The sequence below is a fragment of the Cryobacterium sp. Hz9 genome (genome assembly GCF_004402825.1).
Classification (GTDB): domain Bacteria; phylum Actinomycetota; class Actinomycetes; order Actinomycetales; family Microbacteriaceae; genus Cryobacterium; species Cryobacterium gelidum.
The window spans coordinates 1-22869 of the sequence record NZ_SOFC01000009.1 but is presented as its reverse complement, the minus strand read 5'-3'; the positions used below and the strand labels follow the sequence as shown (position 1 = coordinate 22869).

The 22869-nt window shown below is 65.4% G+C and carries 23 protein-coding genes; 2 read left to right on the top strand and 21 right to left on the bottom strand.

All coding sequences use genetic code 11. The annotated features are described in order from the left end of the window. Nucleotides 1-95 precede the first annotated feature (95 nt). Complete coding sequence (locus tag E3N85_RS03715; RefSeq protein WP_134459516.1) at nt 96-320, bottom strand: DUF2945 domain-containing protein; 225 nt, start codon at nt 318-320, stop codon at nt 96-98. Between the two features lie 303 nt (nt 321-623). On the opposite strand from E3N85_RS03715, the gene E3N85_RS03710 reads away from it, so the two are divergent. Together E3N85_RS03710 and E3N85_RS03705 are read left to right on the top strand one after the other, a co-directional pair. Then, a complete protein-coding gene (locus E3N85_RS03710) occupies nt 624-869 on the top strand; it encodes a hypothetical protein (RefSeq protein ID WP_134459513.1) in 246 nt (81 codons plus the stop codon). Nucleotides 870-1492: 623 nt separating this feature from the next. Beyond that, the gene (locus tag E3N85_RS03705) at nt 1493-2152 is read left to right on the top strand and encodes a hypothetical protein (RefSeq protein ID WP_134459510.1); all 660 of its coding nucleotides are present in this window, start codon (nt 1493-1495) and stop codon (nt 2150-2152) included. Between the two features lie 150 nt (nt 2153-2302). Here E3N85_RS03705 and E3N85_RS03700 read toward each other — a convergent pair whose 3' ends face one another. The 20 genes from E3N85_RS03700 to E3N85_RS16660 form a co-directional block, all read right to left on the bottom strand. Then, nucleotides 2303-2992: a M23 family metallopeptidase gene (locus tag E3N85_RS03700; protein WP_166783843.1), complete on the bottom strand. Its 690-nt coding sequence runs from the start codon at nt 2990-2992 to the stop codon at nt 2303-2305. A gap of 513 nt (nt 2993-3505) precedes the next feature. Next, nucleotides 3506-4354, bottom strand: coding sequence for an alpha/beta fold hydrolase (locus E3N85_RS03695; RefSeq protein WP_134459504.1), 849 nt, complete (start codon nt 4352-4354; stop codon nt 3506-3508). A 192-nt stretch (nt 4355-4546) separates the two neighbouring features. After that, nucleotides 4547-5212 (bottom strand): class F sortase, encoded by a 666-nt coding sequence (locus E3N85_RS03690; RefSeq protein ID WP_134459501.1) that lies wholly within the window; start codon nt 5210-5212, stop codon nt 4547-4549. Beyond that, a complete protein-coding gene (locus E3N85_RS03685) occupies nt 5199-6089 on the bottom strand; it encodes a hypothetical protein (RefSeq protein WP_206751234.1) in 891 nt (296 codons plus the stop codon). The genes E3N85_RS03690 and E3N85_RS03685 overlap by 14 nt, the downstream gene beginning before the upstream one ends. Before the next feature lie 590 nt (nt 6090-6679). Next, nucleotides 6680-8191, bottom strand: coding sequence for a ribosome biogenesis GTPase Der (gene der, locus E3N85_RS03680; protein ID WP_134459496.1), 1512 nt, complete (start codon nt 8189-8191; stop codon nt 6680-6682). After that, the gene (cmk, locus tag E3N85_RS03675) at nt 8184-8894 is read right to left on the bottom strand and encodes a (d)CMP kinase (protein WP_134459493.1); all 711 of its coding nucleotides are present in this window, start codon (nt 8892-8894) and stop codon (nt 8184-8186) included. Before cmk ends, der begins: the two co-directional genes overlap by 8 nt. Nucleotides 8895-8897: 3 nt before the next feature. Further along, a complete protein-coding gene (locus tag E3N85_RS03670; protein ID WP_134459490.1) occupies nt 8898-9980 on the bottom strand; it encodes a prephenate dehydrogenase in 1083 nt (360 codons plus the stop codon). Between the two features lie 32 nt (nt 9981-10012). After that, nucleotides 10013-10822, bottom strand: a complete 810-nt coding sequence (locus E3N85_RS03665; protein ID WP_134459730.1) for a pseudouridine synthase — start codon at nt 10820-10822, stop codon at nt 10013-10015. Between the two features lie 11 nt (nt 10823-10833). Next, nucleotides 10834-11493: an SMC-Scp complex subunit ScpB gene (locus E3N85_RS03660; RefSeq protein WP_134459487.1), complete on the bottom strand. Its 660-nt coding sequence runs from the start codon at nt 11491-11493 to the stop codon at nt 10834-10836. Next, nucleotides 11483-12307, bottom strand: a complete 825-nt coding sequence (locus E3N85_RS03655) for a ScpA family protein (protein WP_134459484.1) — start codon at nt 12305-12307, stop codon at nt 11483-11485. Before E3N85_RS03655 ends, E3N85_RS03660 begins: the two co-directional genes overlap by 11 nt. Further along, nucleotides 12291-13178 carry a ParA family protein gene (locus tag E3N85_RS03650; protein WP_241978288.1) on the bottom strand — a complete coding sequence of 296 codons (888 nt, stop codon included), beginning with the start codon at nt 13176-13178 and terminating at the stop codon, nt 12291-12293. Before E3N85_RS03650 ends, E3N85_RS03655 begins: the two co-directional genes overlap by 17 nt. Before the next feature lie 154 nt (nt 13179-13332). Next, the gene (locus E3N85_RS03645; protein ID WP_134459481.1) at nt 13333-14304 is read right to left on the bottom strand and encodes a site-specific tyrosine recombinase XerD; all 972 of its coding nucleotides are present in this window, start codon (nt 14302-14304) and stop codon (nt 13333-13335) included. Nucleotides 14305-14320: 16 nt separating this feature from the next. Further along, nucleotides 14321-14956 (bottom strand): NUDIX hydrolase, encoded by a 636-nt coding sequence (locus E3N85_RS03640; protein WP_134459478.1) that lies wholly within the window; start codon nt 14954-14956, stop codon nt 14321-14323. Continuing rightward, the gene (locus E3N85_RS03635; RefSeq protein ID WP_174722455.1) at nt 14949-16607 is read right to left on the bottom strand and encodes a CTP synthase; all 1659 of its coding nucleotides are present in this window, start codon (nt 16605-16607) and stop codon (nt 14949-14951) included. Before E3N85_RS03635 ends, E3N85_RS03640 begins: the two co-directional genes overlap by 8 nt. A gap of 104 nt (nt 16608-16711) precedes the next feature. Further along, nucleotides 16712-18424 (bottom strand): DNA repair protein RecN, encoded by a 1713-nt coding sequence (recN, locus tag E3N85_RS03630; protein WP_134459475.1) that lies wholly within the window; start codon nt 18422-18424, stop codon nt 16712-16714. Then, nucleotides 18421-19341, bottom strand: coding sequence for an NAD kinase (locus tag E3N85_RS03625; RefSeq protein ID WP_134459473.1), 921 nt, complete (start codon nt 19339-19341; stop codon nt 18421-18423). The genes recN and E3N85_RS03625 overlap by 4 nt, the downstream gene beginning before the upstream one ends. A gap of 4 nt (nt 19342-19345) precedes the next feature. Continuing rightward, nucleotides 19346-20197: a TlyA family RNA methyltransferase gene (locus E3N85_RS03620; RefSeq protein ID WP_304990919.1), complete on the bottom strand. Its 852-nt coding sequence runs from the start codon at nt 20195-20197 to the stop codon at nt 19346-19348. 41 nt (nt 20198-20238) lie between these two features. Beyond that, nucleotides 20239-20409 carry a hypothetical protein gene (locus E3N85_RS16190; RefSeq protein WP_166783840.1) on the bottom strand — a complete coding sequence of 57 codons (171 nt, stop codon included), beginning with the start codon at nt 20407-20409 and terminating at the stop codon, nt 20239-20241. A 10-nt stretch (nt 20410-20419) separates the two neighbouring features. Next, entirely contained in the window at nt 20420-21448 is a 1029-nt protein-coding gene (locus E3N85_RS03615) for an HAD-IIA family hydrolase (protein ID WP_241978287.1), read from the bottom strand. Further along, a partial coding sequence (locus E3N85_RS16660; protein ID WP_241978286.1) for a proline-rich domain-containing protein occupies nt 21426-22869 on the bottom strand: 1444 nt, incomplete at its 5' end. The genes E3N85_RS03615 and E3N85_RS16660, both read right to left, overlap by 23 nt.

Genomic DNA, 22869 nt, shown 5'->3' with positions numbered 1-22869 from the left:
TCGCCGCGGGCCAACGCTTGGTTTTGAGAGGCTGAGTCGTACTGTCACCTACCCGGGGCAGTCCGGCCAGGTTGCATCTGTCGGAGGCCGCGCGCTTAGTTGCCTTTGTGTGGCGTCAGCTTGCGAAGGGCACTGGCCTTATGCGCGGCTTCCGCATCCGTCTTGTCAGATTTCACGATAAACGCTGGCTCCTCTTTCGAAGCGTGGAACGCTTGGCCCGCGAAATCAAAGTCGCTCGTCTTCTTCTCGATTACTTCTCCCTGAGTTCGCCCCTGAGATGTCGCCCAACTTACCCGGTCACCTTTGCTGAAGTCCGTCATCCTCGAAGCATACGGACGGAAGCGGATGTGGGCTAGCAGGGTGGGGTTGGTCTTGCCCAGGGTCGGCCAGGCACGGTGGGAACGAAGCCGCCGCGCGGGATCGTACTTCGTGCTCACGCGGGTGGCGGGATGGCCGTGCGAGGTGCACGAGTCTAAATAGAGAACTCATCACACTGGTCAGCCACAACTTCGAGGACTACCGTTGCTTTTCCACCCGCTAATGAACGTCCGTGGCTAGACCACGTAGTCGTTGACGCAGTCAGGCCCAACGCTCATGACGTATCCGATGAAGAGAAGGTAAGAATGACCGATGACAGCAGCACCCAAGACGAACCGATCCAAGATCAACATACCCAACCGGATGACGCCAAGGTGGCGGGGATCCTGGTGCAGCAGGAGGCTGATCTGGCCGGTCATGACGAGGCGCACGTCTTGAGCGCTCTGCGTCAGCGTTTTACTGACGTCGGAATACACGTCAGCGAGGACACCCTTCAAGATCATGCACAGCGCATCGCCAGCCTTGAACCGAATAGGTTCTCGAAAAAGTAGACAAATGTCTCAAAACAACGTTCAAAAACGCAAAGACCGTAGCTAGAGCTCGGCGAGCGAAGCCGAGGCCCAAGCGAAGCAGGCTCAGTTCGTACCACAATCGATCGATGCGGACGCCGCTGACGACGTCAAGGTGGCCCCGGGGGCCGGCGGACCGGACGGTCCCGGAGACGTGGATATGGATGGGTCGGCATCAACTCGCCCCCGTACGGTGAAACCGAACCGCCTGACTGAGGCCGATCCCCCGGTGCGTTGTCACCGGGTCCGCATTCATCTAGCCGGCGCTGGCCCCAATCACTGACCTGATCACGTTCGGCGTTGCCGCGCGCGAACCGCACCCGGCAATTCCGCGGCCCCTGCAAAAACAAAGCGGGCGTACGCCGCCGTGTTGGTAAGCAGCGGTATTCCGGTGGCCGATGCGGCACAGTCAGCTGGCCGCCACACCGTGTCGCTCATCGTCCGGCGCCCGTGAGTGAGAATCGAATGTTGTGAATATTTTTTCAATGACGGACGTGACAGATTCGCAACATTCCACGTCTTAGAGATAGCGCCTCCTGGCGGGGAAGACCACCGGCCTTCCTGACCTTCGATCTGCTGCTCGTTTCATGGAAAGGAAGAACCTGATGTCCTCTGCACCTGTTGAACCCCGCTCTGATAATCGAGACACGACGCCCAACGCAGCCCAGCCGGGTGCCCACGCAGCGCCGAACGACAATACCGTTCGGAAAGGCGTCGTCGCGAGAGAGAAAGAACAGTTCGGTGGCATGAGGTTTCGCACGGCATTTTTTGGATGGCTGACCGCCACCGGAGCCGCGGTACTCCTGACAGCGCTTGTTGCCGGAGCCGGCGCAGCCGTCGGGCTTGGAACACAGGCCGACCCCAACCGGTCCGCTGATCTCGCGGCCGAGAACGCGTCGGCTGCCGGCCTCATTGGAGCCATCGCCCTGATCGTCGTCGTTTTCGTCTCGTATCTGTGCGGCGGCTACGTAGCCGGCCGCATAGCGCGGTTTAGCGGCGCGAAGCAGGGCATCGCGGTCTGGCTGTGGGCGCTGATCATCGCAGTGGTCCTGGCCGTCGTGACAGCCATTGCCGGTAGCCAGTTCGACATTCTCGCCAACCTGAACAGCTTCCCGCGCATCCCGATCAACGAAGGCGAACTCGCCTTGAGCGGCGTCATCACGGCGGTCGCGATCGCAATCGTCAGCCTGGGCGGTGCCGTCCTGGGTGGCATCGCGGGGATGCGATTTCATCGCAAGGTCGACAAGGCTGGCTTCGGGCGTTGAACAGCGGCACCCGTAACTGCCCCTCACCGTTCACCCCACACCGTTACGGTGCCGATGATCCCTGAAGAAATCACCCTCGAACGCCAGCCCATCGCCAACGCGGGCAGTGACACGGCCTCAGAGGACCGTTTGGAGTAAAGCGTTCGGGGCTCAGCCGAGCGGAATACCCCGGGAACTCATGAACGGTACCGGCGCAACCGGGGCTCCGCCGACACGGACTTCGAAGTGCTCGTGGCAACCCGACGAAGCCCCCGTCGATCCGACGAGGGCGATGGTGGCGCCAGCGGCAACCTGCTCGCCCGTGCTGACGAGGAGCTCGCTGTTGTGCGCGTAACCGGTTTGGATCCCATTGCCATGATCGATCAAAACCCAGTTGCCGTAACTGCCCTGGAAGCCAGACTCGACGACAGTTCCCGCTTGGGCGGATTGAACGGGCTGACCACACGGTGCGGCTATATCGGCACCCGAGTGGAATGGCTTAACACCGGCGACTGGCGCATTGGGGCGCTCTCCGAAAGGAGAGCTGAGGCGGCCCGATACCGGGAGCGTCCAGCCGTCGCCCGTTACTGCGGCAACATCGGTGGCGGCGGCCTGCACGTGCGCGACGGGCTCGGGCTGGGGCTCCGGTTTCGGGGCAGCAGCGGAGGTGTAGCCATCTCGCTGGACTGTGAGCGGTGCAGCCGAACTGACCTGCAGGCTCTGGACGGGCCTGGAAATGGATGAGGTCTGTCCCGGTGCGGACGACGCGTCCGCGACCACCGCGTAAGCCGGTACGGAACCACTAACGGCGAGGACGGCAACGAAAGCCATAGCGACCGGCCCGATTACGTAGCGCTGCATCGACGTCCTCACCCTGCCCACGGTTGAAAGCGAGGCGTCACGAGGGCCGGCTGGTGGCGCCCCATCGGTGCGGCCAGTTACGGGCGCCCGCCGGCGCACGGCGAACAGATTTTGGATGGGACGCATGCTTCAACTCTCGTTATCGCGGCGGAGCGCGGGGCGGTAGAACACTTCACCGGAGGCGTTTCAGCCGGGACAGGGCCCGGGGAAACGGCACTTACCGGTGAGAAGAGCCCTAAATTGCGACAAGGAGATCGTCATGACGCCAAGTGCAGAAGAACCGAGGTTATCTCAGAAACCTGAGTGCGCGGTGTCTACGAGCAGGCGCGCTCAACCCGGGCAGGACCCGTGCGAGGGGTCGAGCTTTGCCATGGTCGCCACCAGGCCCGAGTATTCGTTTTCAACGCCCATTGCGAGGGGACTGAATGTATCTTCATCTGGTGCCAGAGGCGCGAGGTCGTGAAAGCCCAAAAAGGCCCTTCACCAGGTGGTGAAGGGCCTTCGTTGGTTTTGCTACTTCGCGAGGAAGGCGAGTACGTGCCGGTTCCACTCGTCCTTATGTGAGACGGTGAGACCGTGGGGGGCGCCTTCGATCACCACGAGTTCGCTGCCGGAGACGGCCGCGTGAGTGCGCTTGCCACTGACCTCGAACGGCACGATGATGTCGGAATCACCGTGTATCACCAGGGTCGGCACGGTGATTTTCGTCAGGTCGTCGCGGAAGTCCGTCGTGGCGAATGCGGTCGTGCTGTCGACCGTGCCCTTCGGCGACGCCATTTCGGCGATATCAAGGTTGTAAGCAATCTGCTCCGAGCTGACCTTCGGCTTATTCAGCAGCGACGGCTTACCGGCGGTGAAGAACATCTGAACAAATTCGTGCAGGAAAGCCGGCCGGTCCCCGGTCAACCCGTCGTGGAACCACTGTGCCAATGCGGCATCCACGCCGCCATCTGGGTTGTCATCCGATTTCCACAGGTATGGTGGCACTGCGCTGGCGAAGACGAGCTTCGCGACGCGATCTGTACCGTACGTGCCCACGTAACGGGCAACCTCACCGCCACCCATTGAGAATCCGATCAGGGTGACGTCCCGTAGGTCCAGGGTGTCGACAACAGCCTTCAGGTCGGCGGCGAAGGTGTCATAGTCGTACCCATTCCACGGCTGCGACGACTGGCCGAACCCGCGACGATCGTACGTGATCACCCGGTAGCCGGCGTCGACCAGCGCGGGCACCTGACCCTCCCAGGACCGGCTGCTCAGGGGCCAGCCATGGATCAGGACGACGGGCTCCCCGGCGCCGACATCTTCATAGTGCAGTTCCACGTCGGGATCGTTCTGACCGGGGACGGTGATGAAGGGCATGTTCTCTCCTCGTGATCGGAATGGTTCGTTGGAGTTGTCCAGAATGCTGACTTAGAGGTAATCGGGTTTCGCTGGAAGAACGCTGAACGACAAGGGAAGAGCGATGTTCCACCGTTCTCGCGGTCCGTGACGACGCAGACGGTCACCATGTGTCACTTAGTCTCGGGCGCCCTTGACTGCTTGCAGCGGCGATCAGCACCCGGCGTTGGTTTTGTCCTGGTCCAGTTGCAGTACGAGAACGATGTTCTGCACGGTGGCGGCGTTCGGATCGTAGCCGACAGGGCGGTAGCAGCTCACGAGCACCAAGCGGTTCGGGATCGCGTCGGTGAGTTCGTCGTTGTACTTGTACTCAGCCTTAGCCAGCTTGAGGGCCTTCTGTTCGACGTAGCAGAGCCGGCCGTTGGCCGTATCGATGCTCGCTACCGCTCCGGAGGGCACGTCCTGGAGGCCGTTGAAAACGGCCTCGTTGACCGAGGAATGACCGTAGAGGTAGAGCGTGTTCGTCGCATCCGTTCCGGCCAAACCGCCAGGAATGGTGGTGTCCCAGGAAATGGTGGTGAGCTCGGGGGGATCGAATCCGCCCAGTTCGTCGATCATCGTCTGGGTGTATTCGAGGACGGCTCCGTCGATTCCGATCGAGGGCACCCGGAGACGAAGCGGCGCGGATGCGCTGATCACGAGGTCAGAAACGGCCGCGGGCGACGCCGATCTTTCCGGGGCCGGCCGCTGAGTCGTGCTCATCGGCTGGACCGTCGGGGCAGACACCTGCTCGGTCGGGTGGAGGACGATCCACCCGACGAGTACGGCGCAGAGCAGCGCCGCTCCGCCGCCAAGCAGCGCTCGTCTAGCGACGAGCACCGATCCGGCGCACGGCAACGGCCGCAACCAGCAGCCCAGCCAGCATCAACAGGCCGACCACGATGAGGAGGGGGGACGTGTCGCCTCTGGCGGCAACGTGGGTGAAGCCGTCGGTCCTGGAATCATGGAGAGTGTTTTTCGCGACCGGCGTCGCCGTCGCGACAGGTGCTCCCGCAACCGGCGTCGCCGTCGCGATCGGTGCTGTCGCGGAGGCGAGGGCGATGTTCGTCAGGGAGGCGGTGCAGGTCACGAGAGATCCGCCACCGTTGGCCGTGTCGTTGCACTGGTTGATGGAAACCGGCAGCTGCGCGCTCATCGTGGACGGTGTAACGCTGCAGATGACCCGCGCAGCAGCGCCGCCACCGTTGACTGACCCGTTGCACTGCGTGATTGTCGCGCCCGTCGTATTGGCGGGGAACGGATTGCAATCGAGAGTCGGTTGGGTGCCTTCCGCGCCGGACCCGTTGCACTGGTCGACCGTTGCTCCGGTGAGGGTGGTCGACGCCGCCCCGGTGATGTTGTTGGTTACGAAAACGTTGCAGACCACGCTGGCACCTCCGCCGTTCGCGGCGTTGTTGCACTGGTTCACCGACGTGGTGAGCGAGTCGTAGGAGGTCGTAACCGGCGCCGTGCAGATCGGGGCCGTATTCGCAGCCGCGTGACATTCTGTGACGGTCACAACGGAACTCGTCACTCCCGTGGTCGTGTTGAGGTTGTTGATGACGGTGACGTCACAGTTCAGTCCCAAACCACCGGTGTTGTCGGCGCCATTGCACTGCGTGATCGATTCAGCGGCGGAAGCAGACCCGCTCGAAGGAGCGAGGGTCAAGCCGAGAACGGCGATGGCGAGCGCAGCGGCCAGGGTGAAGACTCGCATTAGCGTGGCGGTGAAACGAGGTGCGCCGATACGGGCAGGTTTAGTCAAGGCCGTATTCACAGCTCTCCTCAAGGTAGGTTTCGAGGCTATCACGGGGCGCCCCAAACGGAGGCCAGCGCGGGCCCGCGCAGTAGGCCGGTCAACAATCACTCTTCGGCGTTTTCGATGAGCCACACGGACGAGTCGAGGCCGCATCGGATATCCGACCCGGTCGCCGTCGCCCCGGCAGGGTACTGCCCGTGGCCGGCGGAGCCGGGGTCGTGCCGGTGACCGACGATCAATAGGGTGCCCGCCGGCAGCAGCCCCGTGCGAGACTGTGCGTCATCGGGAAATTCCTGGCCGCACCGTCTAGATTTTTGTCACGCAGTCGAAAATGCCGAGTTGTCTGGCGGATACAAGTTCTGTTGCCGACCGGCAGTGGGACGTCAGGATTTAGGATCTCGATCCCACCCTCGATGCTGTTGAGCGGCGCCTCAAGCGCCTGCGGCCGGGTCAGGCACGGTTGTGACGGATGGCTACCGCACCGCCCGGGAGGCATAAAAATACGGCCGGACCTGCGTGAACAGGGCCGACCGCATCCGTTGTGAAATTTAGCGTTTGCGCTTTTCGCGCACGCGCATGCTGAGGTTGATCGGGCTTCCTTCGAAGCCGTAGATCTCGCGCAGGCGACGCTGGATGTAACGACGGTAGCCCGGGTCGAGGAACCCGGTGGTGAACACCACGAACGTCGGCGGACGGCTTGAAGCCTGCGTGCCGAACAGGATGCGCGGCTGCTTACCGCTGCGCACGGGGTGCGGATGCGCGGCAGCGAGCTCGGCCAGGAAGGCGTTGAACTTGCCGGTAGCGATGCGGGTGTCCCACGACTCGAGCGCAAGCTCGAGGGCCGGAACCAGCTTCTCCATGTGGCGACCGGTCTTGGCCGAGATGTTCACCCGCGGGGCCCAGGCAACGTGGGCCAGGTCCTGCTCGATCTCACGCTCCAGGTAGCGGCGACGGTCGTCGTCGATCTGGTCCCACTTGTTGAAGGCGAGCACGAGCGCACGGCCCGATTCGATGACCAGGTCGATCACCCGCACGTCCTGCTCGCTGATGACCTCGGTCACGTCGAGCAGTACAACAGCCACCTCGGCCTTTTCAAGGGCGGCGCTGGTGCGCAGCGAGGCGTAAAAGTCGGCGCCCTGCGAGAGGTGCACACGACGACGGATACCGGCAGTGTCGACGAAACGCCAGACCTTGCCGCCGAGTTCGACCTGCTCGTCGACCGGGTCGCGGGTGGTGCCGGCGAGCTCGTTGACAACAACGCGCTCCTCCCCCACCACCTTGTTGAGCAGGCTGGACTTGCCGACGTTGGGGCGGCCGAGGATGGCCACGCGGCGCGGGCCGCCGACCTCCTGCTTGGCAACATTGGAGATTTCGGGCAGCACGAGCAGGATCGCGTCGAGCAGGTCGGCAACACCACGACCGTGCAGGGCGGAGACCGGCCACGGCTGGCCAAGGCCGAGCGACCACAAGCTGGCCGCTTCGGGCTCCTGACGCACGTCGTCGACCTTGTTGGCGATCAAAAAGACGGGCTTGCCGCTCTTACGCAGCATGCGCACGACGGCCTCATCGGTCGAGGTCGGGCCCACGTTGGAGTCGACGACGAACATGACGAGGTCGGAGAGGTCGATGGCGATCTCGGCCTGAGCGGCGACGGAAGCGTCGATACCCTTGGCGTCGGGCTCCCAGCCACCGGTGTCGACGAGGCTGAACTTGCGTTCGTGCCATTCGCCCTTATACGCCACGCGGTCCCGCGTGACCCCGGGGGTGTCCTCGACGACGGCCTCACGGCGGCCGAGGATGCGGTTGACCAGCGCCGACTTGCCCACGTTGGGGCGGCCGACGATCGCGATCACCGGAACGGCCGGCAGGTACTGAATGGCGTCGGGGTCGTCGGTGACGGCCTGCAGTACGTCGAGGTCTTCCTCGTCGAGATCGTAGTCGTCGAGTCCGGTGCGCAGCGCGGCGGAGCGCCGGGTGGCCAGTTCCTCGTCGAGGTTGGCAAGTCGTTCCGCCAGCTCGGTGTCGAGCACTGAGCTCGTGTCGTCGTATTCGTTACTCATTAAAAGCCCGCTTCGTGCGTGTGTGTATGACGTCGATGACCGCTTCAATGGTCTGCTCGAAGTCGAGATGGGTGGAGTCGACGGTTATCACACCGTCTGCAGCGCTCATGAAATCGACAACCTGTGAGTCAGCGCGATCACGCGATCGCAGCTGTTCTGCCACGGTTTCAGCCGATTGGGTCGTTATTTCCGCAGAGCGTCTAGTCATTCTAGCCTCCTCAGATGCTGTGAGTAGGATGCGCACCTCGGCCTCGGGGGCGACGATGGTCGTAATGTCGCGTCCTTCGACCACCACACCGGGCCGATCCACGTTGGCGGCGAGGCTGCGGAACAGCTCGGTGAGCGCCTGGCGCACCGCGGGAACGCGGGCCACAGCACTGACCGCGGCGCTGACCTCCGGTGAGCGGATGGCGTCGGTCACGTCGGCCTGGCCCACCGTGACGAAGTATTCGTCCGGGTCGGTACCGATCGAATAGTCGAAGTCTTTGAGGAGCGCGGTCACGGCATCCGCTTGTGCCGCATCAGAAAGCGCAGTCTCATCGATGTTTCGGTCGAGTACCAGCCAGGCCAGCGCCCGGTAGGCGGCGCCGGTATCGAGGTAGGCGAAACCGAGGCGGCGCGCAGCCGCACGGCTCACGCTCGACTTGCCGCTGCCGGCCGGCCCATCGATGGCGACCAGGATGGGGAAGGAGTGACGTGCCATGCTTTAACCAGCAATCCGCCAGCCGCGGTCGGCCAGCTCTTCGGTGAGGCGAGTGACGGCCTCGGGCAGTACAGAGATTTCGGCGAGACCGATTTGAGCGCCCGGCGAGTGTTCCAAGCGTAAGTCTTCGAGGTTAACGCCGAGTTCACCGATGTCGTTGAGCAGGCGGGCGATCTGGCCGGGCTGGTCGTTGACCATGACCACCATCGAGGAAAATCGGCGGTCCTGCCCGTGTTTGCCGGGCAACCGGGCCACCCCGGCGTTGCCGCCAGCGAGCTCCTCGGCGACCTGACGCTGCGCGCCAGGCTTGGCCGGGTCTTCGAGAGCGTCGATGAACCGGTCGAGGTCGTCGCGGTAGGCCACCAGCACATCGCGCACAGGGCCGGCGTTGGCGCCGAGAATCTGCACCCACAGATCGGGGTCACTCGCCGCAACGCGGGTCACATCGCGCAGGCCCTGCCCGGCCAGGTTGAGTGAGGAGTGGGCAGCGCCAGTGAGTCGACGAGCCATCAGGGTGGAGATGACCTGCGGCACGTGCGAGACCAGCGCGACGCCGAGGTCGTGCTCCTCGGGAGTCATCTCGACCACAATCGCGCCGAGGTCAAGAATGAGGTCGTCGAGCGGTCCAGCCTGCTGATAGCTGATCGCGTCGTGCGCGGCCACAACCCAGGGGCGACCGATGAACAGGTCGGCGCGGCCGGAGAGCGGGCCGCCCTTCTCCCGACCAGCGAGCGGATGCGAGCCGATGTAGCGGCTGATGTCGGCTCCACGCTGGCGCAGCTCAGCGAGCGGCGCCAGCTTGACGCTCGCGACATCCGTCACGATCGCGCCCGGGTAGGCCTCGAGTTCGCGGGCGACGATCTCGGCGGTGACATCGGGAGGCACACAAACCACGATGAGTTGCGGTTGGTCGCCGGGCTGCGCAGCGCGGCCGGCACCATAGTCGATGGCGATGCGCAGGTTGGTCGGTGACGCGTCGGCGAGGATCGTCTCGATCTTGCGATTGCGCAGGCCGAGGCCCATGCTGGTTCCGAGCAGGCCGACGCCGACGATGCGCACCGGGCCGACGAGGCGGCTTTCAGCCATGGTTGTGTCCCCTATCTGAGGTCGCTGGTTCGTTAGTTGGCGTCGGGCCGCGCACTGGGCGCCTGGCGGGACACGGTGAGCAGCTGGCCGAGTTCTTCGCGGGTGAGTTCCCGCACGGCGCCCTGCTGCAGCGTTCCCAGGTTCAGCGGCCCGAACTGGCGCCGCACGAGGTCAACCACGGGGTGACCGACGGCGTCGAGCATCCGTCGCACGATGCGGTTGCGACCGGAGTGCAGGGTGAGCTCGACCATGCTGTGCCCACCGCCGGGAGGGCTCGTGAGGATGCGTGCCTTGTCGGCGTGGATGGGGCCGTCGTCGAGTTCGATGCCGCTTTGCAGCTGGCCGATGGTCTGCGGCGAGACGCGGCCTTCGACCTTGGCGATGTAGGTCTTGGAGACGCCGAAGGAGGGATGGGCGAGCACGTGCGCGAGGTCACCGTCGTTGGTGAGAATGAGCAGGCCGCTGGTCTGGGCGTCGAGCCGGCCCACGTTGAACAACCGTTCGTCGAACTGGTCGGTGAATTCGCGCAGGTCAGGGCGGCCGCCCTCGTCCTGCATCGAGGACACGACGCCGACCGGCTTGTTGAGCATGAGGTAGCGGCGGGTGGTGTCGAGTTGCACGGCGATATTGTCGACGGCGACCTGGTCGGTTTCAGGGTGCACGCGGCGGCCGAGCTCGGTGACGACCTTGCCGTTCACGCGCACGCGGCCCGAGGTGATGAGGTCTTCAGAGACCCGGCGGCTGGCGACGCCGGCAGAGGCGAGCACCTTCTGCAGGCGCACGCCGTCGGCCGCGGCCTCTGGATTGAAGTTGGGGTCGCGGGGGGCGTTGTCGTGGGGCATGTTGTCCTGGGTCAAAGCAGATCCTCGAATCCGTCGGTGCCGCCGTCGAGCAGCGGCGATAGGTGGGGTAACTCGTCGAGCGAGTTGATTCCGAGCTGGGTGAGCAGCAAGTCTGTGGTGGCGTAGTTGATCGCGCCGGTTTCACTGTCGGTGAACGTTTCGATCACGAGGCCGCGACCGAGCAGGGTGCGCACGACGGAGTCGACGTTGACGGCGCGGATGCTCGCGACCTGGCCGCGACTGATCGGCTGTTTGTAGGCGATCACGGCGAGGGTCTCCAGGGCCGCCTGGCTGAGCCGGCTCGGATTCTGGGTGAGCACGAAGTCGGTCACAAGTTCGTCGTGCGTGGCGCGCACGTAGATGCGCCAGCCGCCGGCGACCTCGCGCAGTTCAAAACCGCGGCGAATGGTTCGGGTACCGTCCGGGCCCGCGACGCCGTTGAAATCGGCCACGAGCCGCGCAACGGATGCCGCCACGTCGGATATCGGCCGCCCAACGGCGGTCGCGAGGTGCACGAGGCCCTGTGGTTCGTCGGCGACCATGAGCACGGCCTCGAGCTGGCGGTCGAGGCCGTGAGCTTCGAGGGAAACGGATGCTGCGGCATCCGTTTTCGGGGCGCTGAGGCGCGTATCGGTGGTTGGTTCTTGAAGTGTCAGGCGGTTAATGGTCATAGTCGGCTCCCAGTGTGGCGAGATTTTCATCGGTCCAGGCCAGCCCATTGAGAGACTCGGTGCTCCACCGCAGGATGAGTTCGCCGAGCGGCTCGATTTGGTCGAAGGAGAGTGCCCCGTGGCGGTACAGCTCGAGCACCGCGAGAAAGCGCGCGATGATGACGCCCTTCAGATCAGCGCCGGCGATGAGCGCCCGGAACGAGATCGGCTCCCCCGACTGGAGCACGGCGACGACATAGGCGGCCTGTTCGCGGATGCTGACCAGCGGCGCGTGCAGGTGGTCGAGGCCCACAACGGGCAGCTCGCGCGGCGCCAGGGCGACGGCGGCCAGAGCGGCGAAGTCCGCGAGCGAGAGCGTCCAGACCAGCTCGGGGGTCTTCTGACGGTACTTCTCCTCGAGGCGCACCGAGCGCACGTGGCGGCGGGTCTCGATGTCGAGCTGGCCGTTGAACCAACGCGCGGCTTCTTTGAAGGCGCGATACTGCAGCAGGCGGGCGAACAGCAGGTCGCGGGCTTCGAGCAAGGCCACGTCTTCGGCGTCGACGAGTTCGCCCTGCGGCAGCAGTCCGGACACTTTGAGGTCGAGCAGCGTCGCGGCGACGACCAAGAACTCGGTGGCCTGGTCGAGTTCTTGGTCCGGCTCGAGGCCGCGCAGGTAGGAGATGAACTCGTCGGTGACCTGGCTGAGCGAGACCTCGGTGATGTCGAGTTCGTGCCGGGTGATCAGTTTCAACAGCAGGTCGAACGGGCCCTCGAAGTTGCCGAGGGCGACCGAAAACGCGGGCTTCTCGGCCGCGCTAGGCGACTGCGCCACGGTGGATCAGTTCGCGGGCCACCTGCAAGTAAGCCTTCGCTGCGGCGTGCTCGGGCGCGAAGTCGGTGATGGGCACCCCGGCCACGCTCGCGTCGGGAAATTTCACGGTGCGGCCGATGACGGTCTCCAGCACGCTGTGGCCGAAGGCGTCGACGACGCGCTCGAGCACCTCGCGGGAGTGCAGGGTGCGCGAGTCGTACATGGTCGCGAGAATGCCATCGAGTTCGATGGCCGGGTTGAGTCGGTCGCGCACCTTGTCGATGGTTTCAATGAGCAGAGCGACGCCGCGCAACGCGAAGAATTCGCACTCGAGCGGAATCAGCACGCCGTGGCTGGCGGTAAGCGCGTTCACGGTGAGAATGCCGAGCGAGGGCTGGCAGTCGATGAGGATGACGTCATAGTCGCCCGAGACCTTGCGCAGCACACGAGTGAGAATCTGCTCGCGGGCGACCTCGTTGACCAGGTGCACCTCGGCGGCGGACAGGTCGATGTTGGCCGGAATGACGTCGAGTCCCTCGACCGACGTCGGCTGAATCGCCTCTTTCGGGTCGACCTTGCCGTTGAGCAGCAGATCGTAGATGGTCGTGACGTCATGCGTGGGTACGCCGAGGCCGGCCGACAGTGCACCCTGGGGGTCGAAGTCGATGGCGAGTACCCGGCGCCCGTACCTGGCCAGGGCTGCGCCGAGGTTGATGGTCGTCGTGGTCTTACCGACGCCACCCTTCTGGTTGCAGAGAGAGATGATGCGGGCGGGACCGTGGCTTTTCAGCGGCTCCGGTTCGGCGAACTCGTGCTTTTCGCGCCCCGTCGGACCTACCGGTATCTCCTCGAAACCGGGAAGCGAAATTCGTTCGCTCAACTTACGCGTCACTGGCCCGTCCTTGATTCGTCCTGCATCCATCACTTGGTTGATTCTAGCGAGTGGAACACCTGGTCGCTTGGAGGATCGCCGCGCGGGCCGGTCTCTGGTGGCCGCGAGGCACCGGTTCTCTCGTTCGCCCCGCCACCATGGGTGCGCCCAGCGGTCAACGGGCCCGCGGGTGGGCAGTGGTGTACATGTCGCGGAGGGTGTCGATGGTGACGAGGGTGTAGATCTGGGTGGTTGCGACCGAGGAATGACCCAGAAGCTCCTGCACGACACGCACGTCGGCGCCGCCGGCGAGCAGGTGCGTGGCAAAGGAGTGTCGCAGGGTGTGCGGCGACACGGGTACCGTGAGCCCGGCGCGTTCGGCGGCGGCGCGAATGATCAGCCAGGCGTTCTGTCGGCTGACCCGTTGTCCGCGCAGGCCGAGGAACAGGGCCGGCGTCGACCGTCCACGCGCCGACAGCATCGGCCGGGCCCGCACGAGGTAGTCCGAGACGGCGGTGCGCGCAAAACTGCCGACCGGCACGATGCGCTGCTTGTCGCCCTTGCCGGTGAGGCGCACCGAGTCGAAGCCCTCCACGAGCACGTCGTCGACGTTGAGGTTGACCACCTCGCTCACCCGGGCGCCGGTGGCGTAGAGCAGTTCGAGCAGGGCCCTATCGCGCAGCCGCTGCACGTCGCCGCCGTCGGTGGCGGCGAGCAGCGCGGTGACCTGTTCGATCGAGATCGCCTTGGGCAGGCGCAGGGCGAGCTTGGGCGGTTTGGTATCGTGCGCGACGTCCGCTTCGACCAGGCCCTCATCGAGCAGAAAGCGATGGAAGCCGCGCACGGTTGAAAGGATTCGGGCGATCGACGCCGCCGTCAACGGTGATGTCGAACGCAGGCCGAGGTGCTGCACGAACGCCGAAATGTGCTGTCGGGTGACTGCGCGCAGATCGGTGATCGGTCGCGGCGGAGCACCGGCGGCAATCGTGGCGGCCGTGTCTGTCTCCGGTTCGGCTGCCAGCCAGGCCGTATACAGGCCGAGATCCCGGCGGTAGGCGGCGACGGTGTTGCCGGCGAGGCCACGTTCGACCGCCACGTGCCGCAGATAGGAATGCACCGCCGTAGCCACGGGCGCCGCGATCGACATGCTCAGGCCAGCGTTCTCAGGCCGTAGTGTTCCGATTACGCGGATGCCGCGGCCACGGCAGGTCCGCCGGCGCGAGTGCGCCCCACCCGCGCGAACGGGCCACTTGAGCGGCCAGAATGCTCAAGATGAGAATCGGGTTGGCAATGCGCCGCGCCATCACGGCGTCGACGCACTCGTCGAGTGAGACCCAGCGCAGCTCGATGTCGGCTTCCTCCTCGGTGCGCTCGAACGCTGCGACCGCGGAGACGCCCCGGGCAAGGTAGACGCGAATGGCTTCGTTGCTGCCGCCGGGCGAGGTGTAGAACTCGGTGAGCAGCGACCACTCGGAGGCGACGACATCCGCTTCTTCGGCCAGCTCGCGCTGGGCACCGACGACGGCGTTCTCACCGGTCACGTCGAGCAGCCCGGCCGGTATCTCCCAGCCACGCAGGCCGGTCGGGTGCCGGTACTGCTTGATCAGGAGCACCCGGTCGTGCTCGTCGAGGGCGAGCACGGCGACTGCGCCGGGGTGGTCGATATATTCGCGGGTGATACTCGCGCCGTTGTAGCCGAACGAGTCACGACGCACGTTCCAGATGGCACCGTCGTAGACGACGTCGCTCGCGGTTACGTGGACCGGTACAACGTCATCCTGCAGCAAATCTTCAAGCACTGAGTTCTTCTTTCACCTCGAACAACCGGCTGGCCTCCTGGCGTTCGAGCGCGGCCTTGATCAGACCGCGAAACAGCGGATGCGCGTGGTTCGGCCGCGACCGCAGCTCCGGGTGCGCCTGCGTGCCGACGTAGAACGGGTGCTCGTCGCGCTTGAGTTCGACGTACTCGACCAGGTGACGGTCGGGCGAGGTACCGGAGAACCACAGGCCGGCCAGGGCGATCTGGTCGCGGAAAGCGTTGTTGACCTCGTAGCGGTGGCGGTGACGTTCGGAGGCCTCATTGGCGCCGTACAGTTCGGCAACGAGGGAACCTTCGGCGAGGCTGGCCGGGTAGAGGCCGAGGCGCATGGTTCCGCCGAGGTCGCCGCCGGCGATGATCTCCACCTGCTCTTCCATGGTCGCGATGACCGGAAACTCGGTTTCCGGGTCGAACTCGCTGGAGGAGGCTCCCGGCAGGTTGGCCTTGTTGCGGGCGTATTCGATGACCATGCACTGCAGGCCGAGACACAGGCCGAGCACGGGGATACCGTTTTCCCGGGCGAATTTGAGAGCACCGAGCTTGCCCTCGATGCCGCGGATACCGAAGCCACCCGGCACGCAGATGCCGTCGAGCTCACCGAGCAGCCGTGCGGCTCCCTCGTCGGTTTCGCAATCGTCTGAGCCGATCCAGACGATTTTGACCCTGCTCTGATTGGCGAATCCGCCGGCTCGCAGCGCCTCGGTGACCGAGAGGTAGGCATCCGGCAGGTCGATGTACTTGCCGACCAGGCCGATGGTGACCTCGTGCTTGGGGTGGCGCACGGCCTCGAGCAGGTTCTTCCAGCCAGTCCAGTCGACCGTGTCCGCGGTGAGGCCGAGGGCGGTGACGATGTACTTGTCGAGGCCCTGGTCGTGCAGCATGGTCGGGATCTCGTAGATTGAGGCGACGTCGACGGCGTTGACGACGGCGTCTTCGTCGACGTCGCACATGAGCGCGATTTTGCGCTTGTTCGACTCGGAGACGGGCCGATCGCTGCGCAACACGAGGGCGTCGGGCTGGATTCCAATCGAGCGCAGGGTGGCGACGGAGTGCTGAGTGGGCTTGGTCTTCTGCTCGCCGGCTGCGCCGAGGAACGGCACGAGCGAGACGTGCACGAAGAACACGTTGCCGCGGCCGAGTTCGTGGCGCACCTGGCGGGCGGCCTCGAGGAATGGCTGGGATTCGATGTCACCCACGGTCCCGCCAACCTCGGTGATGATCACGTCGGGGCGCACCTCGTCGCTGGCCTGCAGGCGCATGCGACGTTTGATCTCATCGGTGATGTGCGGAATGACCTGCACCGTGTCGCCGAGGTACTCGCCACGGCGTTCCTTGGCGATGACCTGCGAGTAGATCTGCCCGGTCGTCACATTGGCCGACTGGCCGAGATTGATGTCGAGAAAGCGTTCGTAGTGCCCGATGTCGAGGTCGGTCTCGGCGCCGTCGTCGGTGACGAAGACCTCACCATGCTGGAACGGATTCATCGTTCCCGGATCGACGTTGAGGTAAGGGTCGAGCTTCTGCATGACAACCCGCAGGCCGCGTGCCGTGAGAAGGTTTCCGAGGCTGGCCGCCGTCAGGCCCTTACCGAGCGAGGAGACCACACCCCCGGTCACGAAAATGTGCTTCACGGTGCCGCTGGAATTGCTCGGGCCGTCTGATCGCGTGTTGTCTAAACCGCGTGTAATTATATTTTCCACCACGGGCTTCAATGCTATCACCTGAATTTGGTCGCTTACTTGTGAGACGGAGGAGTGGCGGGCTGCGCAAGGTCGAGCAGTTCTCTGGCATGTGCGAGGCCGCTCTTCGAGTCGGGGAGCCCCGAAAGCAGGCGGGCCATTTCGGCGGCACGGTCGTCGCCGCGCAGCTGGCGCACGCTTGAGGCGGTGACCGATCCGTCGCTGTCTTTGACGACACTGAGGTGGTTGCCGGCGAACGCGGCGACCTGGGCGAGGTGGGTGACCACGATCACCTGGGCGGTTTCGGCGAGTCGGGCCAGTCGTCGACCGATTTCAATCGCGGCGGCTCCGCCCACGCCGGCGTCGATCTCATCGAAGATGAAGGTGGGCACCGGGTCGGTCGCGTTGATGACGACCTCGATGGCGAGCATCACTCGGGACAGTTCTCCGCCGGATGCCCCGCGCGCGAGCGCTCTCGGCTCAGCACCGGCGTGCGGCTGGAACAGCAGGCGCACGAGGTCGCAGCCGGTGACGGTGAATTCCGCACCGGGTTCGACCTGCACGTGGAGGACGGCGTCCGGCATCGCCAGCGCGCCGAGCTCGGCGGTCACCCGGGCACCGAGTTGCACGGCTGCCGCTGCGCGTAACGCGCTGAGGGCGGCGGCGAGGCCGGTGACCAGCTGATGGTCGGCATCCGCTGCGGCAGTGAGCTGGTTGATGCGGTCAGAGTCGGAGTCGAGCTCGAGCAGACGCGTACTGCCGGTTTCCTGAAACTCGATCGCTTCCTCGAGGCCGCCCGGATATTTGCGGGCCAGAATGCTCAGTTCGGCACGGCGTTCCTGCACGATTTCGAGCTCGCGCGCACCGTCGGCGTCGAGGCCGGCCAGGTAGCTCGAGAGTTCGGCGGCAATGTCGGCAACGACGAAACCAGCATTGGCGATGGCGGTAACGAGCGGCGGCAGGGTCACATCGTGGGCGGCGACCCGGTCGAGGGCGCGCCGAGCGGTTTCGAGCAGGGCGACGACGTCGGGCAGATCGTCGGGGTTGTCTTCGGCCGAGATGAGCTGGCGGGCCTGTTCGCCGGCCAGACGCAGCTCTTCGAGGTTGCCGAGGCGTTCGGCGCGGTCACCCAGCTCGGCGTCCTCGCCGGGTTGCGGGGCGACGGTTTCGATCTCGATCAGCGCGGCCCGCAGGTCGTCGGCCTCGCGGGCGCGCAGGTCTTGTTCTATGACGAGCCGGTCCAGGTCTGCCTGGTTGGTCTGCCAGCGGTGGAAGGCATGCTGGTAGTCGCCGAGTACGGCGGCGAGTTCGCCGCCGGCGAAGCGATCAAGGGCGTCGCGCTGGGCGGCGGCGGAACGCAGGCGCACCTGATCGCTCTGCCCATGCACGACGACGAGGTCATTGCGCAGGTCGCCGAGCACGCTCGCCGGAGCTCCCCGTCCGCCGACGACGGCGCGGCTGCGCCCTTCGCTCGAGACGGAACGTCCGAGAATGAGCTCGGGGCCGTCGAGGTCTCCCCCGGCGTCGCGTACCCGCTCGGCGACGGCACCGGCGGGGTCAATGACCCAGCGACCCTGGACGAAACTCTGCGGCTGGCCTTGGCGCACGGTGCCAGCATCCGCTCGGTCACCGAGCAGCAGTCCGAGCGCGGTGACCACCATGGTTTTACCGGCGCCGGTTTCACCGGTGACGGCGGTGAACCCCGGGCCGAGCGGCAACGTCGCCTCGGCGATGACGCCGAGGTCGCGAATGAACAGCTCGTCGATCACTCGCGGCCGACCGGGCCGCGCCAGCCGGTGACCGGCAGGTTGAACTTGTTGACCAGACGGTCGGTGAAGGGGCCGATGTGCAGGCGGGCCAATCGCACCGGAACATCCGAGCGGCGAACGATCACGCGGGCGCCGCCTGAAAGGTCCTGGGTGCGGCGGCCGTCGGCGCAGAGCACCGCACGGGCACCGGTGCGGGATAGAACCTCCACTGCCAGAGACGATTCCGGGCCGACCACGATCGGCCGGGCGAACAGGGCGTGCGCGCTGAGCGGTACCAGCAGCAGCGCTTCGACGCCGGGCCAGACGATGGGGCCGCCGGCCGAGAACGAGTACGCGGTCGAGCCGGTCGGGGTGGAGAGCACGACGCCATCGCAGCCAAACGACGATAGTGGACGGCCGTCGACCTCGACGACAACCTCGATCATGCGTTCGCGGCTGGCCTTTTCGACGGTGACCTCGTTCAGCGCCCAGGTTTCGTAGACCACCTCGTCGGCGACCTTGACCCGCACAGACAGGGCGAGTCGTTCTTCGACCTCATAGTCGCCCTTGAGGGCGCGGCGCACCGCCTCACCGAGGTCGTCCCGCTCGCTCTCGGCGAGAAAACCGACGTGGCCGAGATTGATACCGAGCAGCGGGGCCGAACAACCACGTACGAGTTCGGCCGAACGCAGAATGGTGCCATCACCGCCGAGCACGATGACAAGTTCAAGCTCGGACATGCGCACCGTGTCACCGAGAATCGCGATATGGCCGTTCAGCTCCGGACAGGCAGCCAGAAGGTCGGCGCGTTCATCGCTGGCGAGCACCGGCACGGCCCCGGCGGCCAGAAGCTGCTTACAGACCGTCGAGGCGGCTTCGACAGAGTCGGTGCGGCCCGTATGGGCCACGATCAGAAAGTACCGCGGGGTCTCGCTCAATTCGTCACGCCCCCACCATGGTTTCGATCCGGTCCATCCATTCTGTCGGATTTGAGCCGGTCGTGGCACTCATCCAGCACAGATACTCGTGATTTCCGGCCGCCCCAATGATGGGCGAGGCGATGACGCCGCAGGTTTTCAAGCCGAGGTCCCAGCCGGCCCAGAGTACACCGGCCACGGAATCGGAGCGCAGTCCCTTGTCGTGCACGATGCCCTCACGAATGCCGCCGCGGCCTACCTCGAACTGCGGTTTGATCAGAAGCACGAAGTCGGCGCCCGCCGCGGCTGTGGCCACGAGGGCCGGTAACACGGTGGTCAGCGAGATGAACGACAGGTCGGCCACGACGAGGTCGGGTCGGGTGTCGATTCCGGATGCACCGGCAAGGGTTTCCGGGGTTGCATAGCGGATGTTGTAACCCTCGACCAGCTTCAGCCGCGACTCGGCCTTCAATTGCGCGGCGAGCTGACCGTGGCCGACATCGACGGCGATCACCTGGGCGGCGCCGCGTTCGAGTAGCACCTGGCTGAAACCGCCGGTGCTCGCGCCGGCATCGAGCGCTGTGCGACCGGTGACGCTGAGAGTGAAGGCGTCAAGGGCGGCGTTGAGTTTGTGGGCACCGCGGCTGACGTAGTGGTCGGTCGCGGCCACCTCGAGAACGGCGTCCGCTGAGACTTTGGTGCTGGCCTTCACGACCGGGAGGCCATCCACCGTGACGAGGCCGTCGGCAATGAGTTTCGCGGCTACGGTTCGGGAGCGAACCAGCCCGCGGTCGGCCAGGGCGGCGTCGAGACGGGAGTCGGGCATCCGTTCTGGTAGCCCGTCAAGCGGGTTGGTGTCGGTCAGGTGCTCAGGCATAGGTGCCTCTGTCTCATGGTCATGGGGGGTCTCATCGCCGGTCATGCCCGGCCCGCCGGGTCGGTATCAGCGTCTTCGAGTTGTTCGCGCAGCCGCTCGTGGAGCTGTGTGAACGCTTCGGCACGCTGCTCGAGCGGCCGGGTCTCGATGTCGGCCAGTTGCGCGGCGAGATCAACCGGGTCTGGTTCGGGCATGACGGGCTCGGGTTTCACACTGTCTAGGCTACTGCGCGAGATACAGTCGCTCCGGAACGTTGAGCCCGTAGATCGCCCGCCCGGATCGATAGATCGCGGCGCAAGCGGCGCGCAACAGGTTGATTCCGCCGTCGCCGTCTTTAACGATTTGCACGTCGTTGCCGGTGATGCGCACGCTCGCGCCGTTCACCGTGGCGGTCGACCCGTCCTTGGAGAACACGGTCTCCGGGTACGGTTCGTGCAACTGTTGCAGGTTCTCGATGATGAACGTCGGCCGGGACTCCTTATCGGCGGCGAGGGCCTGTTTGGCCCGGTCGATGCCGGTGAGCACGAGCACGGCCGGGATTCCGGCTCGATTGGCGCCCAGAATGTCGGTGTCGAGTCGGTCACCGATGAAGAGCGCATTCCGCGCATTAAATCGCCGGGTGGCTTCCAGAAAGATGGCTGCTTCGGGTTTGCCCGCAACGAGGGGAAGTCGACCAACGGCCGTGTGCACGGCGGAAACAAGCGTGCCGTTGCCGGGAGCAATGCCGCGGGCGACCGGAATGGTCCAGTCGGTATTGGTGGCGATCCACGGGATACCCGTACCCACACCGTCGGCGTTGAGTGCGAACGCCGCTTCGGCGAGATGCACCCAGCCGATCTCTGGCGCGAAGCCCTGAATCACAGCGGCCGGCTTGTCGTCGGCCGATCGGGTCACGACGAACCCGGCCTTGACGACCTCGTCGACGAGCCCGTCGCCACCAATGACGAGGATGCTGGCGCCGGGTTCCACGTGCTCTGCCAGCAGCCGAACGGCCGCCTGGGGCGAGGTGACAACGTCCGCTGCTGCCACACTCAGCCCAAGCTGGGTGAGGTGGTCGGCGACTGACTGGTCGGTGCGGGAAGCGTTGTTGGTGATGTAGCCCACCCGAATGGTCTCAGCGGCACGGTTCAGGCTCTCGACGGCCAAAGGAATAGCCGCCGAGCCCTTGTACACAACACCGTCAAGATCCGCCAGCAATACGTCAACGCCGGCCAGCGGCGTCGCCCACTCAGGCTTTCGGCGATGCAACATCCGGCTCGCTCTCGTCATCAGTTTCAGCTGTGTCGACAGCTTCAGCGACGATGTCGTCGGCGTCGTCGACAACCTCGTCGTGGTTGTCATCGTCGTCGTCGTCATCTCCGGCGTCTGCGGCGAAGGACGCGAGGGCGTCGTCGTCGTCGTCTTCCATCTCTTCGATTTCGATGGTTTCGTCATCTGCACCGGAAGCCCCGAGGGCGGCGTCGGCGCGCGAGGCACGTTCCAGCCACACGTCGGCTTCATCCTCGCGGCCAAGTTCGCTGAGCACCTCCGCATACGCGGCGAACAACTCGGGGCTGTACGAGAAGGCGGTAGTGGGGTTGAGCTGCGGAATTTCGAGTTCGACGAGCGCAGCGTCCGCTTCCCCGAGGTCCAGGCGAGCACCCGACATGGCGATCGCCAGGCCCACCTGGACGGATGGGGAGAGTGTGGAGCGATCGACCGAACGGCCCAGCTCGAGGGCGCGGTCGGGGCGGCCGACGCCGCGTTCGCTGTCGACCATGAGGGGAAGTTGGTCGTTCGAGCCGGAGATTCGACGGTAAGTGCGCAGTTCCCGCAGGGCCAGGGCGAAGTCACCAGTGGCATACGCGGTGATCGCGAGGCTTTCGCGCACCACACCAATCCGGCCAGCCCGGCGGGCGGCGCTCATCACGTGCCGGTGGGCGAGCTGAGGGTCCTCGTCGATGACGCGGGCGGCCATGGCCAGGTGGCGGCCGACGGTCTCGGCGTTTTCCTTGGTCAGCGTCTTGAGCTCGTTGCGGGCAATGCGGTCGAGGTCGTTGGCCGAGATGTCGTCGGGAAGTTCCGGGTCATCGTGGCGCGGACGCACCGAACGCAGCTCACGCTGCATGCGCTGCTCCTCGGTCATCTCCTCTTCGACGACGCGGGCATCGCGGTCGTTACGGGCCGGGGCGCCGTCGCGGGTCCACAGCTTCTTGCCGGCATCCACGCGAGGGGCGCCAGCACGGTTCGGCGAACCCCCGCGCTGGGTCCACGGCTTGCTGTCGTTGTCGGAGCGGGGCCGATCACTGCTGGGCCGATCGCTGCGCTCGGGCCGTGCGCCATCCTTGGCCCACGGCTTGCGGTCCCCGCCCTGAGCGGGACGATCCGAATTGCCGCGGTACGGCGGACGCTCACCCTGAGCGGGACGATCCGAATTGCCGCGGTACGGCGGACGCTCACCCTGAGCGGGACGATCCGAATTGCCGCGGTACGGCGGACGTTCACCCTGAGCGGGACGATCCGAGTTGCCGCGGTACGGCGCGCGGTCGTTACCACCGGAAGGGCGGTCGGAGTTGCCGCGGTACGGCGGGTGTTCACCCTGAGCGGGACGATCCGAGTTGCCGCGGTACGGAGCGCGGTCGTTACCACCGGAAGGGCGGTCGGAGTTGCCGCGGTACGGCGGACGCTCACCC